The organism is Micromonospora sp. NPDC049102 (genome assembly GCF_043197485.1).
Lineage (GTDB): Bacteria > Actinomycetota > Actinomycetes > Mycobacteriales > Micromonosporaceae > Micromonospora.
The window spans coordinates 60638-76036 of record NZ_JBICTE010000025.1; the positions used below are offsets into that span (position 1 = coordinate 60638).

General features: G+C 67.2%; 7 protein-coding genes. 6 read left to right on the plus strand and 1 reads right to left on the minus strand.

All coding sequences use genetic code 11. The features are described from left to right. Positions 1-168: 168 nt before the first annotated feature. The 6 genes from ACGFH9_RS22340 (at position 169) to ACGFH9_RS22365 (ending at position 6930) form a co-directional block, all read left to right on the plus strand. A complete protein-coding gene (locus tag ACGFH9_RS22340; RefSeq protein WP_393222435.1) occupies positions 169-921 on the plus strand; it encodes a flavin reductase family protein in 753 nt (250 codons plus the stop codon). A gap of 175 nt (positions 922-1096) precedes the next feature. Then, the gene (locus ACGFH9_RS22345; protein WP_393222357.1) at positions 1097-1462 is read left to right on the plus strand and encodes a DUF485 domain-containing protein; all 366 of its coding nucleotides are present in this window, start codon (positions 1097-1099) and stop codon (positions 1460-1462) included. Further along, entirely contained in the window at positions 1440-3131 is a 1692-nt protein-coding gene (locus ACGFH9_RS22350) for a cation acetate symporter (protein WP_393222360.1), read from the plus strand. The genes ACGFH9_RS22345 and ACGFH9_RS22350 overlap by 23 nt, the downstream gene beginning before the upstream one ends. A gap of 80 nt (positions 3132-3211) precedes the next feature. Then, a complete protein-coding gene (locus ACGFH9_RS22355) occupies positions 3212-4189 on the plus strand; it encodes an NAD-dependent epimerase/dehydratase family protein (RefSeq protein ID WP_355240412.1) in 978 nt (325 codons plus the stop codon). A 76-nt stretch (positions 4190-4265) separates the two neighbouring features. After that, a complete protein-coding gene (locus ACGFH9_RS22360; protein WP_393222364.1) occupies positions 4266-5489 on the plus strand; it encodes an LCP family protein in 1224 nt (407 codons plus the stop codon). A 181-nt stretch (positions 5490-5670) separates the two neighbouring features. Continuing rightward, positions 5671-6930: an LCP family protein gene (locus ACGFH9_RS22365; protein WP_393222366.1), complete on the plus strand. Its 1260-nt coding sequence runs from the start codon at positions 5671-5673 to the stop codon at positions 6928-6930. 104 nt (positions 6931-7034) lie between these two features. Here ACGFH9_RS22365 and ACGFH9_RS22370 read toward each other — a convergent pair whose 3' ends face one another. Beyond that, positions 7035-15143, minus strand: a complete 8109-nt coding sequence (locus tag ACGFH9_RS22370; RefSeq protein ID WP_393222369.1) for a toxin glutamine deamidase domain-containing protein — start codon at positions 15141-15143, stop codon at positions 7035-7037. Positions 15144-15399: the final 256 nt, after the last annotated feature.

Sequence of the window (15399 nt, forward strand, 5' to 3'; positions counted from 1 at the left end):
GGCGCGGTGGTCGTACTCGATGAGGAACCTGGCGGCGACGGCCGTGCCGGGCGCGATCGAGCCGGCACGCGGCGGCGCGGCGGGCCCGACGCAGGCCGCCGGAGACACGCGGGCCGCCGGCAGGACACACCCCGCCGGGGGTACGTCTTGAGTCGGCCGCACCTGCCCATGCGACCGCTGTGGCGGTGCCGGGGCTGCGGCGCGCCGTGGCCCTGCCAACCGGCGCGGCTCGCGTTGCTGGCCGAGTACCGGGACGACCGCACGGCGCTGCTGTTCTACCTGGGCACGTTGATGGCGGAGGCGGGCGACCAGCTCGCCCGGCTGAACGGGCGACCGGCCGACCTGCACGCGCGCTTCCTGGGTTGGGTGCGGGATCGGGGCGGCACAATGTTTCACGTGAATCATGAGCCGGGCGCCGAGATCCACCACACCGATCCGTTCGCGGTGCCGACCGGACAGCGGTCACCGACCCGCCGGCTGCGAGGTCGGCTCGCCGCGCCGGTCACGCTCTGGACGGCACCCGGTCCGGCGGGGCTGACGGTCTCGTCGACACTTGTCGCGGAGGGGGAGCCGGACCGGCTGCTCGGGCTGATCGATCCGGAGTCCGACCTCTGGGCCGCCGTCGAGGAGGCGGGTCGGTTCGCCGTCGCGCCGCTCGGACCGCCACACCGGCAGCTCGCCGATCGCTTCGCCGGCCTCTTTCCCGCGCCGGGAGGGCTCTTCGCCACCGGTTCGTGGACCGACACGCCCTACGGGCCGGTGCCGTCCGACGCCGGCGGCTGGGCGGGGTGCCGGCTCGACACCGCCCGGGAGTACGGCTGGGGGCTGCTGGTGGAGGCCACCATCGAGGCCGTCGACCTGAGCGCGGACACCATGCCGCTGCTGCACTACCGGGGGCGGTACCACGAGCTGCCGGCCTGACCAGGGGCCTTCGACGCGCGACCGGTCACCGGGGTGACGTGGGTCACTCGGCGCACCCAGCCAACCGCTCGGCGCACTCGACGACCGGCGTCGATCTCGACCTTCCTTGTCGGGGAGCGTGCTCTCTACGGTGCGCGGAACTACCCCCGACGCCTGTGAAGGTGGTGATCCACAGATGTCCACGGACACACCCGCGCCTACCGCTTCCCAGCCGGACAAGTACCTGGCCGTACAACAGTCGGACGAGTTCGCCGGGCTGCGGCGCGCGCTGCGCGGCTTCGTCTTCCCGATGACCGTCGCGTTCTTCCTGTGGTACGCGCTCTACGTCATTCTCTGCGCCTACGCCCGGGGCTTCATGGGCACGAAGCTGTTCGGCAGCAACATCAACGTTGCGCTGGTCTTCGGCCTGCTCCAGTTCGTCTCGACGTTCGTGATCGCCTGGCTCTACTCCCGGTACGCGGACCGGAAGATAGACCCGGTCGCCGACCGGATCCGTGCCGAGATCGGGGAGGTGACCCATGAGAACGGTCCACGCGGCTGACCTGCTCCTCGCGGCCGAGGCGGGTAACCACACGGCCCGCAATCTGACCATCACATTGTTCCTGGTGTTCGTGGCGGTGACGCTGGGCATCACCATCTGGGCCAGCCGGCAGACGAAGACGGCCACCGACTTCTACGCGGGCGGCCGGTCCTTCTCCGGATTCCAGAACGGCATGGCGATCGGTGGCGACTACATGTCGGCCGCCTCGTTCCTCGGCATCGCCGGCATCATCGCGCTCTACGGCTACGACGGCTTCCTCTACTCGATCGGCTTCCTGGTCGCCTGGCTGGTGGCGCTCCTGCTGGTCGCGGAGCTGCTGCGCAACTCGGGCCGGTACACGATGGCCGACGTGCTGGCCTTCCGGATGCGGCAGCGTCCGGTGCGGACGGCGGCGGCGGTCTCCACCATCACGGTGTCGATCTTCTACCTGCTCGCCCAGATGGTGGGCGCCGGCGCGCTTGTCGCGCTGCTGCTGGGCATCAAGCCGGGCACCACCTTCCTCGGCATGGACGCGGCCACCGCCAAGGTGGCAACCATCATCATGGTCGGCGCCCTGATGATCATTTACGTGACCGTGGGTGGCATGAAGGGCACCACGTACGTGCAGATCGTCAAGGCGTTCCTGCTGATGACCGGCGCGCTGCTGATGACCGTGCTGGTGCTGGCCAAGTTCCACTTCAACCTGTCGGAGCTGCTCGGCGCCGCCGCGGCGGCCTCCGGCAAGGGCGACAAACTCCTGGGACCGGGCCTGCGGTACGGCGTGGAGGTCGCCGGGAACTCCACGCAGACGTTCTACAACAAGATGGACCTGCTGTCGCTCGGCATCGCGCTGGTGCTCGGCACGGCCGGCCTGCCGCACATCCTGATCCGCTTCTACACCGTGCCGACCGCCAAGGCGGCCCGCAAGAGCGTGCTCTGGGCGATCGGCATCATCGGCACCTTCTACCTGCTCACCCTGGCCCTCGGCTTCGGCGCGGCGGCGATGGTGGGTGGTCCGGCGATCATCGCGCAGGACAAGGCCGGCAACACGGCCGCACCGCAGCTGGCCGAGGCGCTCGGCCTGGAGTTCTTCGGCGGTGAACTGGGTGGCGCGGCCCTGCTGGCGATCATCGCGGCGGTCGCCTTCGCCACCATCCTGGCCGTGGTCGCCGGGTTGACCCTGGCCTCCTCGTCCAGCCTGGCGCACGACTTCTACGCCAACGTCCTGAAGAAGGGCGAGACGTCGGAGCGCCAGGAGGTACGAGTCGCCCGGATCTCCGCCCTGGTGATCGGCGCGATCTCCATCCTGCTGTCGATCTACGCGCAGAACCTCAACGTGGCGTTCCTCGTGGCGCTGGCCTTCGCGGTCGCCGCCTCGGGCAACCTGCCAGCGATCCTCTACAGCCTGTTCTGGCGGCGGTTCAACACCTCCGGAGCGGTGTGGGCGATCTACGGCGGTCTGGTCTCGGCAGTGGTGCTGGTGTTCTTCTCACCGGTGGTCTCGGGCGCGGCGACGTCGATGTTCCCGGACCACGACTGGCAGTGGTTCCCGCTGTCCAACCCGGGCATCCTGTCCATCCCGTTCGGGTTCCTGTGCGGCTGGATCGGCACCGTCATCTCCAAGGAGCACGACGAGGAGAAGTACGCGGAGCTGGAGGTGCGCGCCCTCACGGGCTCCGGCGCCCACTGACACGCGGCACGGCCCCCTGTTGACGCCACGCGTCAACAGGGGGCCTCTCGCTGTTCAGGAGGGTCGGTAGGCTGACCGGCATGAAGGTTGCTGAGCGCTTCGGTTCCGGTCACCGCGTTCTCGTCACCGGCGGCGCCGGGTTCGTCCCGTCGCACCTGGTCGACTCCCTGATCGCCCGGGGCTGCACGGTGGTGGCCCTGGACAACTTCGTCACCGGGTCCAAGGAGAACGTCGCCCACCTGCTGGACCGGCCAACCTTCACCCTGGTCGAAGCCGACCTCTCCGACGGCCTGCCGACGCACCACCCGGCCCTCGCCGAGCGCTTCGACGCGATCCTGCACATGGCCTCGCCGGCCAGCCCCACCGACTTCGCGCAACTGCCCGTGGAGATCCTCCGGGTCGGCTCGGTGGGCACCCTGCATCTGCTGGAGCGGGCGGTCGCCGACGGCGCCCGGTTCCTGATGGCCTCCACCTCCGAGGCGTACGGGGACCCGAAGGAGCACCCGCAGCGCGAGACCTACTGGGGCAACGTCAACCCCATCGGCGTCCGCAGCGTCTACGACGAGGCGAAGCGCTTCTCCGAGGCGGCCACGATGGCGTACCACCGGTACCGGGGGCTGGACGCCGCGATCGTGCGGATCTTCAACACGTACGGCCCGCGGATGCGCCCGGACGACGGTCGCGCCATCCCCACCTTCATCTCCCAGGCGCTGCGCGGCGAGCCGATCACCGTGCACGGCACCGGCAACCAGACCCGGTCGATCTGCTTCGTCGAGGACCTGGTGCGGGGCATCCTGCTGCTGCTCGACTCGACCGAGACCGGCCCGGTCAACTGCGGCACCGAACACGAGATGTCCATGCGTCAACTCGCCGAGTTGATCGTGTCGCTCTCCGACAGCAGCTCGCAGGTGACGTACATCACGCGCAGTTCGGACGACCCGGAGATGCGCCGCCCCGATCTGACCCTCGCCCGTGAACTGCTCGGATACGAGCCGACCGTGACGCCCGAAGACGGCCTGCGACGCACGATCGAGTACTTCCGGGCGCGGCTAGGGTAACCAGCTCCCGGCAGGCCGCCGATCGCTGAGTGTCACCTGAGGGCGGTAGTGGCTCCCGCTACGTACCCTGAGTTGCATGTCAGCGACCCCTGCCGGCGTTCCTCATCCGTATCTGCACCGCAGCGCCGGGCGCGCCTCGGTGCCCGGCCCCGACCGGGGCGCCTCCGGACGTGCGCGTCCGACAGAGGCGCGCTGGTATCCGTCGTACGACGAGCAGCAGCCCGGCCCGGGCGGGCCGTCGGGGCCCACGGGACCTGGCGGGCCCGGTGGCGCCGGCGGGCCCGGACGTCGTGGCCCTCGGCCGCGGTGGGGCCGGATCGGGCTGGTGGCCGGTGTCGCGGTGCTGGTGCTGGCGCTGCTCGGCGGCCTGGGCGCGTGGCTGTACGCGCGCAACCTCAACGACGACCTGGCCCGCACCGACCCGTTCGCGCAGATCACCGGCGGTCGGCCGGCGAAGCCCGTCGACGGCGCGTTGAACATCCTGCTGGTCGGCAGCGACTCCCGGGACCCGGACGCGCCGGTCGACTCCAAGAGCCAGTGGCGGGCCGACACGATCATCGTGATGCACATTTCGGCCGACCACCAGCAGGCGTACCTGGTCTCCATTCCGCGCGACCTGTACGTGCCGATCCCGGAGAGCGCCGGCGCGGACTGCGGCTCCGGCCAGCGCGCGAAGATCAACGCGGCGTTCGCCTTCGGTGGTCTGCCGTTGGCGGTCCGCACCGTGGAGTGCTTCACCGACGTCCGGATCGACCACGTGATGGCAATCGACTTCGGCGGCTTCAAGGAGGTCACCGACGCCCTCGGCGGCGTGGACCTGAAGGTGGAGCGGACGATCACCTCGATCCACAAGCCGTACCGGACGTTCACCAAGGGCACCAACCACATGGACGGCTCGGAGGCGCTGGACTGGATCCGGCAGCGTAAGCAGTTCCCCGAGGGTGACTTCGCCCGGATGCGGCACCAGCAGGAGTTCCTGCGGGCGCTGATGGACAAGGCGGCGAGCACCGGCACCCTGGCGAACCCGAAGAAGCTCAACGACTTCCTCAAATCGGTGACCGCGGCGGTGACCGTCGACCAGGACTTCTCGTTGACCGATATGGCGGTGCAGTTCCGCAACCTGCGGGGTGAGAACCTCACGTTCCTGACCAGCCCGAACTCGGGCAGCGACACGATCAACGGCGAGTCGGTGGTGGTCTCGAACCGGGAGAAGGCGCTGGCGATGTACCAGGCGATGTCGGCCGACACCATGGCGGACTGGGTGAAGGCCAACCCGCCGAAGAGCACCGACGGCGGCTGAGCACCGGGGCGGCACGGGCGGTCGGCTGGACGCGAGACGGACTCACCGTTTCGGCCATCGAGTGAAGCCGATCGCCCGGTTGACTGAGCCTGTCGTCCTATTGAGTGCAGATGAACTCGCAAAGTCGAATCGATGTACGTACAGTGGTGCCGCCCCCTCCTGATCACGAGCTGGAGCACGAATGCCGGTTCAGGCCAGCCGTCGCCCTCCGTCCACCAGGTCCGCCGCGCCGAGCGGCCGGATCGCCGCGTCCATACCGGTGCAGCCAGGCCCGTCGGGCGGTGGTCCGGGCGGTCGTCCACCGGGTGGTGGCGACAGCCGGACAGGCGGTAAGGGGCCGGCGAAGAAGCGTCCCCGGCGCAAGGACCCGCTCTGGGCCCGCCTGACCGTGATCTTCGGTGCGGTGCTGATGCTCAGCAGCGGGGTGGCCATCGTCGGCACGAAGGTGCTGATCGGTCAGGCCACCGGCGACATCGCCCAGCGCAACCTGCTCGGTGACGCCAGCAAGTCCGACGCCGAGGGTGGCGCGAGCCTGGACGGCCCGATCGACATGCTGCTGCTGGGCGTGGACGCCCGGGAGCGGTGGGCCGCCGACGACGTCCGGTCGGACAGCATCATCATCCTGCACATCCCGGCCTCGCACGACCAGGCGTACCTGATCTCGATTCCCCGGGACACCGAGGCGCAGATCCCGCCCTTCAAGAAGAGCGGCTTCGCCGGCGGCACCGACAAGATCAATGCCGCGTTCCAAGCCGGCGCCCGCAACGGTGGCGGCTGGGAGGGTGGCGCCCAGCTGATGGCCCAGACGATCAAGCGCCTCACCGGAGTCAGCTTCGACGGCGCGGCGATCATCAACTTCGGTGGCTTCAAGAACGTCATCGACACGCTGGGCACGGTCAAGATCTGCGTCAGCCACGAGGTCAAGTCGAAGCACATGTCGTTCGTCGACGGCAAGCCGATGTGGAACGCCGACGCCAAGAAGACCGGCAAGTCGATGACCCCGGTGGTGCACAAGAAGGGCTGCCAGGAGATGGAGGGCTGGGCCGCCCTCGACTACGCCCGGCAGCGCTACGGCCTCCCCGGCGGCGACTACGACCGGCAGCAGAACCAGCAGCAGCTGATCAAGGCGATGGCCCGCAAGGCCACCGACGGCGGCATGCTGACCAACCCGGCCAAGATGAACTCGTTGATCAAGGCAGCCGGCAAGGCCTTCGTCCTGGACACCGGCGGCGTGCCGATCGAGGACTTCATCTTCACCATGCGTGGGGTCACCGCGAACGAGCTGACGATGCTGAAGACCAACAACGGCAGCTTCAACGGCAACAGCAACAACCGTGAGGCGTTGAACGCGGAGACCATGCAGATGTTCGAGGCGGTCAAGCAGGACAAGCTCGCCGAGTTCGTCTTCAACCACCCCGAGGTGATCTCCGGCCGCAAGTGACGGCGGCGCGGCTCTCACGCAACACACCCAGCAGGGGGTCCTCGATACGGAACGAGGACCCCCTCTGCGCGAGTTCGACCCGGAGGCTCGGGTTCAGGGCTTGGTCAGCAGTTGAGCACGCCTTGGGCGAGTTGCAGGAGGTGATCGGCTGTTGGCTGTTCGGGCATGTTCTGCATGGTGGGGAACTCACGCAGGTTGGTGATCGCGTCGACCCAGTGTTGTTTCTGTTCGATGGTGAGTCGGTCGCGGTTGCGTTCGATGAAGGTGTTGGCGTCGGTGAACCGTCCTGCCTTGATGTCGCCGATGACGGTGAGCACGGATGCGCTGATGTCGGTGGTGCCGACCGCGGTGACCATGGCGACCAAGCGTCCGGTGCTGAGGCCGCCGTCGAGGTCGGCGTCGAGCAGTCCGACGGTGTCGAGGGTGCCCACGGCGGTGAGCAGTGTTGTGGGCTGGTCCGCCGGGTCGGCCAGGGCGTAGTCGAAGACGATGTCGGCGTGGCCTGTCGCGCCGAACTCGAGGACCGGCGCGTAGCGGCTCAGGTCGGGCTGGTCGGGCACCCGTTCGATCATCTGCTCGACGCGGGCGAGGTTGTCGCGCATCTGCTCAGGTGACCAGCGTTGCCGAGCGGTGTCGAAGACACGGCGGGCGGTGGTGAGGTCAGCGGCCCAGATCAGCTCACCGAGGGTGTCCTCGACCCGCGCGACCGCCGAGGTGGGACGGGAGAGGGTGACAGCGCTACGCAGGACATCCGCGGTGATCCCCGGCCAGAGATGCACGGAGGCGGCCGTACGCTCGTCTCTCCGGGAGGCGGTTGCCTTCCAGTACATGTCGAGACCGATACCCGCATTGTCGGGCCGTTGCGTGGTCGGGTGCAGGATCGTGGCACCGTACCGCTGCACCACGGTCAGCAACTCACTGGTGATCATGCCACGGGCGACCACCACCGGTAGTCGCTCACGTTGAGCGAGTTGCTCGAGCGTGTAGTTCAACCCGGCGACGTCGGACGCGAGCGCGGGCTTGCCGGGATGCGGGGCGCCAAGCACGACCACGGGGTGATCGACGTTGGCCACCTTCGCCAGCTCATTGATCAACCTCTGCAAGGCAGGCGCGGCAGACTCGCCGATCACGTACACGTTAGGGTGCTGCTCGGTGACCCCATCGGACAACCGCACCGACCAACTCGGCGGTAGGGTGACCGCGGCAATCCCGTCGAACGGATAGCTGGCGCGTTCGCTCAAATGGGCCACTCCGTCATCGTCGACGAAACCGTCGATCTCGTCGTTGATGACGTCCCAACCGTCGTCATAGTCGGGAGTGAACAGCACCCAACTCTCGCCGTCGACGGTGAACAGGCGTGTCTGGCCGCCAGGCGGCTCGACGACCAGATCCCTGGTCGGCGCGACAACGTCTCGTCCGAGGGCCGTGGCGAGCTGGCGGGCGAACCCGTCCGACAGCTCGCCGGCCCTGCAGGACAGCAACGCCACCGGCGCACCCGGTGGTAGCCGCCGATCCAGCAATGGTGCCAACTGCTCGGCAGTCAGACGCACCTCCCGCACCGAGCCGCCAACCATCGGCGTCGACGCAGCAGCATCCTGCTCCACACCATCCAGATCGCGTACCGGCACCCGGACCGTCCCGTTCACTGCCGGGTGAACCACCACCGGCACGCTGGCACCCTCGCCGGGAAGCTCAAGGTCGCCGACCTGCGCCAATTCATGATCAGGCAACAGAGCCCAGCCACCACGAGCGCCTGGCAAGGGCTGCCACATGACCGGCTGCGCGTCATCACCCAGCCATGAGCCATCCCCGACCGAGTCCACACGGGGCACCCCCGCCAGATCCCCCTGCGACAGTTGCGGTTGCTCCGAACCGAGGAGGAGACCGAAGCGCCGGCCGGTAGTCGTACCGGCGACCGGAGCCGAAGACACAGGACCGATGGTCAGTAGTTCGCCTAACACCCACTCCAATTCCTGCGGGCCGAATTCCCTACCGAGAGGCCGGGTAATTGGGAAGCCGGCGACGTCTCGGGTGAGCAACTCCCATCCGCTCGCCGACAGCCATCCTCGCCCGGATATCGCCTGGACCGACCACTGATTGCCCCTCGGCTGGACCACCGACACACCAAGAGTCCTGGGCAATATCCCGAGATGATCGACCGGTGTCCTTGCGAGGGCGATCACGACCCCGTGGGCGATGGCCGGCGTCGCCCCAGCACCGGCTGGCCTCCACTGATTTAGCAGGCTCGAGAGCGCAACGGGGTTCGCAGGTTGGAATTTCCCGATCATTGGCTGGTAGACGATGGTGGGTTGACGAAAATTGCGCTCGGCGATCGGCGAAAAGATTTGCCACTCGCTGCGGTCAGGCTTTTGCCTCGGAAAGAAGAGACCGCCAAGGTGACGGGCACGTACCGTGATCGGCATCTGCCAGGCGGTTTGCCGCCATAGCTCTGTCACGCGCAGGCGGGCTGCCGTCGCTTCGGCCGGCAGCAAATCCAGTATCTGCTCCAGGGCAGCTCTGTCTTCCGACTTATCCGGATCCCAGCGTAGGAAGTGTTCACCCAGTGTCGAATACTGAGGAACAGGACCGGGAGGCTCGGTGGCTTTGTCCGCCAAGGCACGGCTGAGCTCGGTGCGCAGTTGCACTCCACCGAGACTCAGATCGCCGTCGAAGATCCTGACCTCAATGTGGTCGTCCTTGGCTGGCCGATGCTCCGCGAGGGCATCGAAAAGCGGCGTAGCGTTGAGAGCGATGTCGCGGGTGATGACCCCGCCGTTGCGGCGAAGGTCAAATTCGGGCCAATCGCGTTGCTGGCCGGACGCTGCGGGTGGGGCGAGCGGCTCGGCGTAAAATGTGCCGCGGTGCAGGCGCTGGCCTGGTATGGTGGCCAGCCGGTACAGGATATCCTGGTGCCCCCGAAATACGTCGATCAGCCGCTGCATGACAGCCACGTCGCGTTGGTAATCTCCAACGCCGAGGTGCACGTGGCCCCCGACCTTGGTGCTCGACCTCCCGCCGTGGCGGCGGATCACGGCGAGCGCCAATGCGACATCGCGCCAGACTCGCGAGCGCTCTTCATCGGAAGCTCGCTGGTACGGAAGGATCGGCGACACCAATTCACCAGAAACAGATTCGTCCAACTCGAGATTCCAGCCAGACCGTCGCGAATTGTAGCCCTCTTCTCGCGCAGAATGTGCGTCCCTGAAAAGGTATTCCATAGTCAATCCCAAGGCACGCAGATCATCGACCATCCGGCTTCGACGTACGGCAGCCTCCTGCTCAGGCATCCCAGGTTCTAAGGCGAATTCCAACTCCAGCCCGAATGACCTGATCGACTCACCAGCCGGTCGCTCCAGCGAGGCCGGCAACGTCGAATCGCGAACCATCCACCAGACAAGCTCGTCCTCGGTGGGCAGGAATCGCGGGTCGGTCATGGGCCGACCCAGTAGGCCACCGGAGTCCGTTGTGTAGTGGCGAGGTTCAGCCGGCCGTTTCGCGCCGACCGACACCCATCGTCCGGGTTCCCGCTGGCTGTTCACAACCGCCAGATCGCCCATAAACAGCGCCACTCTGTTGCCGGGCGCCGGCACGAACGCCTCCCGGCCGGTATCGCGGAACGCGCGGCGAAGCTGGTCTAGCACCGCCTCACCAGCCTCGCCGTCAGGCGTGTTGATGATGATCCGCACCGGTCTGCGAGGCTTGTTACGTCCTCCGGGAAGGATGCCCAGCCGCCGCTCGTTACGCGTCAACTCGTCGATTGGCCCTACGTCCACCCCACTGTTTGTGAATCGAAGGAAGAGCGTCCTCACGTCAGGCCGTGCGTCCGCCACCGCCTGGAGCGAGACCGAACCATCAGCCGCCGCCAGCCCGAGCAGGTGTCCACGCATCGGATGCGGGAGCGCCCGCATATCTGCGAGCGACCGCGGTGCCGTCGAACTGCCGCCCGCCAGCTGAGCCTGTTGCGGCCCGCGGATCGCCTGCCCGGCACCGGACAGTTGGAGGCCGTCCTGCGGATCCACGCCTCGCCGTGATCCGCCGAGCATCCGATCGGACAGACCGCCGGAGCGGATCCGATCAGCCACGGCGCTGGCGATCCCGCGGACGTCGGTCTGTCGTATCGGATGCGCGTCGCGGGCGTCGAGAATCACTGCGGCCGAGGCATTGCGGTTGTGCTGGACCAGCAGCTCATTGACGCTGACAACCAGGTGCTGGTCCGCACTGGACGGGTCCGCCGCAGGCATCCGTCGCGCGGGTAGCAACCGGACCGTGACTGCGTGCTGGTCCACGCCAGCACCCGAGGTCGCGTCCGTCGTCGCCGAAGACGTCTGCGGTCCGCGGCGGACAACGTCGACGGTGACCGTGTCTCGGTGTAGACCGAGCTCCGCGAGGCCCCGCCGGATGAGGGGCATCAAATGATCAAGTACCGCTTGCACACGAAGGGCTTGGGACGGCGCGGCGGCGTTGCCGGCACCTGGCGTAGTTCCGCTCCAGCCACCGTCGACCTGAACGTCGATCGGACCGCTCCGACGCGCGGCGGCGACGGCTCGGGCGGAAAGGGTGGCCAATAGGTCTCGGGTAGCGGCGTCCAGGTGGGCACCGTCTCCTGAGGGGTCCGACTGCACCGACACGATCACCGGAGGGACGTCCACGGCCCGCGACGTGAGCGTCGACGGCGCGATGTCGTGCGACAGCGGAATGAGCGCCAGACCGGTCGTGTCCAGGGGCAGCCGCCCCAGACGACCCGTTTGGGGGTCGACGACGGCGACTCCGCGCCCATCGCGGATGCCGACGAACACGTGGCTGACCTGACTCTCAGGTCGGCGCACGGCGATCAGCGCCCGCGACTCGGGGGCAGCCGCCCGCAGTGCCTCCACGGCCGCCTCAATGGTCGGAATTTCGTACACCCGGTGCTGATCATCGGCCAGATCCAGCACCTGCTGCTGATAGTTGAGCAGGTCGCCGCCGTCCAACGGCTCGGTGGTGGCCGTCTCATAGACCTGCCCCTCGCGCAACGAGAGGTCCAGGGAGAGCGCGGCCATGATGCAGTTGGTCGCGTACTCGCCGCCGGCGGCACGACCCGGGTTGATCTGGCCAAGCCAGGGGTACGCCGTGCGCAGTGACTCGTTGGTGTAGTCCGACGGCACTTCCCGTGTCTCGACGTCGGCGCCCGCGGAGCCGAAACGTGTGGTTCGGATGTCCCACGCCCGCGTCTGAGTGGTTTGTTGCTCCGCCGGAGGCTCCAGCCACAGCACCACGGTGCGCTGGTTCGCGGCGGCCGCAGCGCGTTGCGCGGGGTGCGGGCTTACGCTGACACCATCGCCTCTGCTCAGGTGCTGGACGGTGATCAATGAGTGCGCCAGGCCCACGCCGTCCAGGTGCGCTCGCGCGGACGCCGCGAGAGCTTCGGCCACGGCTTCCGCCCGTTGCGCTCCGGCCTCGCTTCCGCTGTTCTTTCCACCGCCCTCCACGAGGACCTTCGCCGCCGAGCCGCTGGCCACGATCCGCTGCACGATCCGCCGTGCGACCCTCTCCACCTCCGAACGATGCTCACCTGTCAGGTCACTGCTGCGCCACTTGAAGGGGAACGAGCCGATGATGTGTTGTTCGCTGCTAGTCGCAGCCTGGATGGCTGCCGTGGAACGGGCAACATGACGGACGTGGGTTTCAAGGCCAACGAGGTCACGCACAATGTCGGCCAAACCGGAACGTGGAACGCTTCCGTGCCTGCGGAGTTCCATCAGAATGAGGCGATCACCGGCGCGGGCCAAGTCCGCCGCGCTGACATGCGTGCGAATGCCGAAAACTTTGTCCTGAGTGAGTTCGCGATTGGACTCAGATTGCCTGAGTAGCGCGTTGTCGAGCAGACCACTCAAGAGGTAGTCGCCGTCGGATCCCTTCATGATGTGGTTGAGGAAACTGCCACCTCCGACCGAATTCACATACGGTTGAAGCTGAGCGAACGATCCCATGGCGTGCCTGGTGAGCTGGTTCCTCAGCTCACTCGCATTCGTCTCCAGCCAGTTCTGTGCCCGTTCGGACAGTAGGTCCCGGATAGCTGCCAGGGAAGTTCGAGAGGCCACCAGCAGCTGATTCTTGACCAATCTCGACCGCTTCTCCGCAAGCCGTTCGACACGGTCCAGTACGGGAGCGACAACGTGCGCGTACACCAGAGCCGCCAGGCCACGAATCTCCATGACGTCACGCGCCAGCGAGGCAGCGGTGGGTTGTGGTCCGCCGCCGGTCACCTCTGTGGTACGCGTCCGCGATCGATAGATCTCCGCCACTCCATCGGCGAACTCCAACGCACGCTGAACCAGTTTTATGCGGCCGATGACCCCAGTGCGTTGCACAGCGAATTGCAGCAATTGACTGACACCTGCCAGCGGAACACCCACGGTGTATTGCACGTACATACTCGCTGACGGATCAAAGACGCGATCCTCTTCCGGCAGATATTCTCTCAAATTGTAATCGTCGAGAATTCCAGCATCCGCGTCCGTGAAGCCGCTGCCCTCGTCGAACACCGAATTCAGTGGGGCGGGCAGCGGCGACGCATCAGCCATTCGTCGCAGCGTCCGCGTGAAGTCACGCCACACCTCGTCGCGCGGCCGGTGGCGGGTCTCGCCGTCGAGGACATTGTACGGCTTCGACACCAACTCAATCATTGTTACGTTTGCGCGGGGTTCAGGTTCAAGATGAATGTCGAGGTTGCGTGAGGTCGCAATCTCCACAACGCCCTCGTATGCGGCCATCCTGATCGGGACATCGGTGCTGTAGCGTGTTTCCGCTTCAAATCCGATGGCGCCGGCGCGGCGGTCCGGTGACAAGACGGTGAGCGGATGTTCGTTTGGGACTTTGATGTTGTCGGTGAGGGGTAGGAACGCGACGTCAGTGATCACCTGCGGGGGCCGGGCGAGGCCGCCGCGCTGACCGTCGAGGAATCTGACGCCGTACGGGCCGTGCACCACGTTGAACGCGTGCGACGTGCGGGCGTCCTCGCCGTAGATCAGCACGAGGCCACGGGCACCCTGCGGGGCGGCGGCCATCACGTCGCGGACGGCTTCGAGGCTCCCGTACGAGTAGACCCGGCTCTCCCCGTCGGGCAAGCCGAGCGTCTGCGCCTGATAGTTCGCCAGGTAGGTCTCCGGCAGTCCCCGATCTCGCGGTCCGGTGGCGTTGTCCACGCCGCTGGCCTGGTGACCGTGGCCGTCGATCAGCGACAGGTCGACGGCGATCGCGGTGATGACGCAGTTCAGCGTGAAGGCATCAGCAGTCGGAGCCGCCTCCCGCTCAGGATTGACGCTTCTCAGCCAGGGATACGCCAACGCGGAACCGTCGACCAGGGCGGTCGCCTTCTCCGACACGTCCGCCTGGGCAATGCTCAGCGCGGCCGGACGCCGAGGCAGAGTCGCGGCCCGTACGCCCGACGGGGTGTCGTGCAGGAGCCCGACGCCGGCGGGGAACCGCAGCGCCAGCAGGGTCGTCACGGGCTCGTCGCCGCGCGCGCCGCCGACGGTGACCACCCTGGCCTCGCCGATCTTGAGCACTGCCAGGGCCCGCCAGAGCCCCATCCCCTCACCCTGCACGGGCGACGCCTCCGCGGCTGAGGTGGCGAGTTCGTCGACACCAACGATGCCGCCGACCCGGTCGATGAGAGTGTCGAGGATCAGCGGTGGTATACCCAATTCGGCCTTGTCGGCATCGATAAATCGGACCTGGCTGAGCATCGGGGGGCCGATCAGCACCTGCGACAGGCTGGCGTCGAACTCACCGCTAGTGGCGGGGTGTTCGGTGAGTAGGTGGGACTCCGGCAACACCAGTACGTTTGTCGTATCGGCCGGGGTCCACGCGGGGCTGTTTTGAGCGTCGATCGCCAATATCCGCTCGTTGTTGCCCCCGGCGAGCGCGTTGCCGGGAACAAGCACGGGAAGGCCCAGTGCGTCCGCACGAGCGAACGCGCCGGCCTTGTCGAGCCCCACGGCGAGCGACCGCGCCGACCCGTCCACCATCCGTGCCAGCACGCCCGGCGGTTGCGCCAACAGCATGTCCCGGACCGCTGCGGAGTTGACCGATTCCGGTGCCACGTGCAGCAGGTGCGCGCCGGGCACTGCCTGGGCGTCGAACACCTCGGGCGGCACCGAGCCCTGTTCCAGGCCCACGTACATGCCCTGCGGTAGCCACGTGGCCACGAATTCGCGACACTTGATCGCCATCGATACTCCTGCTTGCCCACATGTGAAGGAACGGCCGGCCGATCCTCGACGGCCACCAAACCCTGCGCCACCCAGAGACAGTGGACAGATTTGTAGCCACCGTTACTGAGAGTAAGCCGAAGGTCTAGACGAACAGTTGATCCATCAATATAAGCGGTTACGCTCTGTGATCGGCGTAATGCCGCAGGACCAAGGTGTTCTGCCGTGCTGCTCCCGATCTGCGCGCACTCCCCACCGACTACGGCAGGGAAAGTAA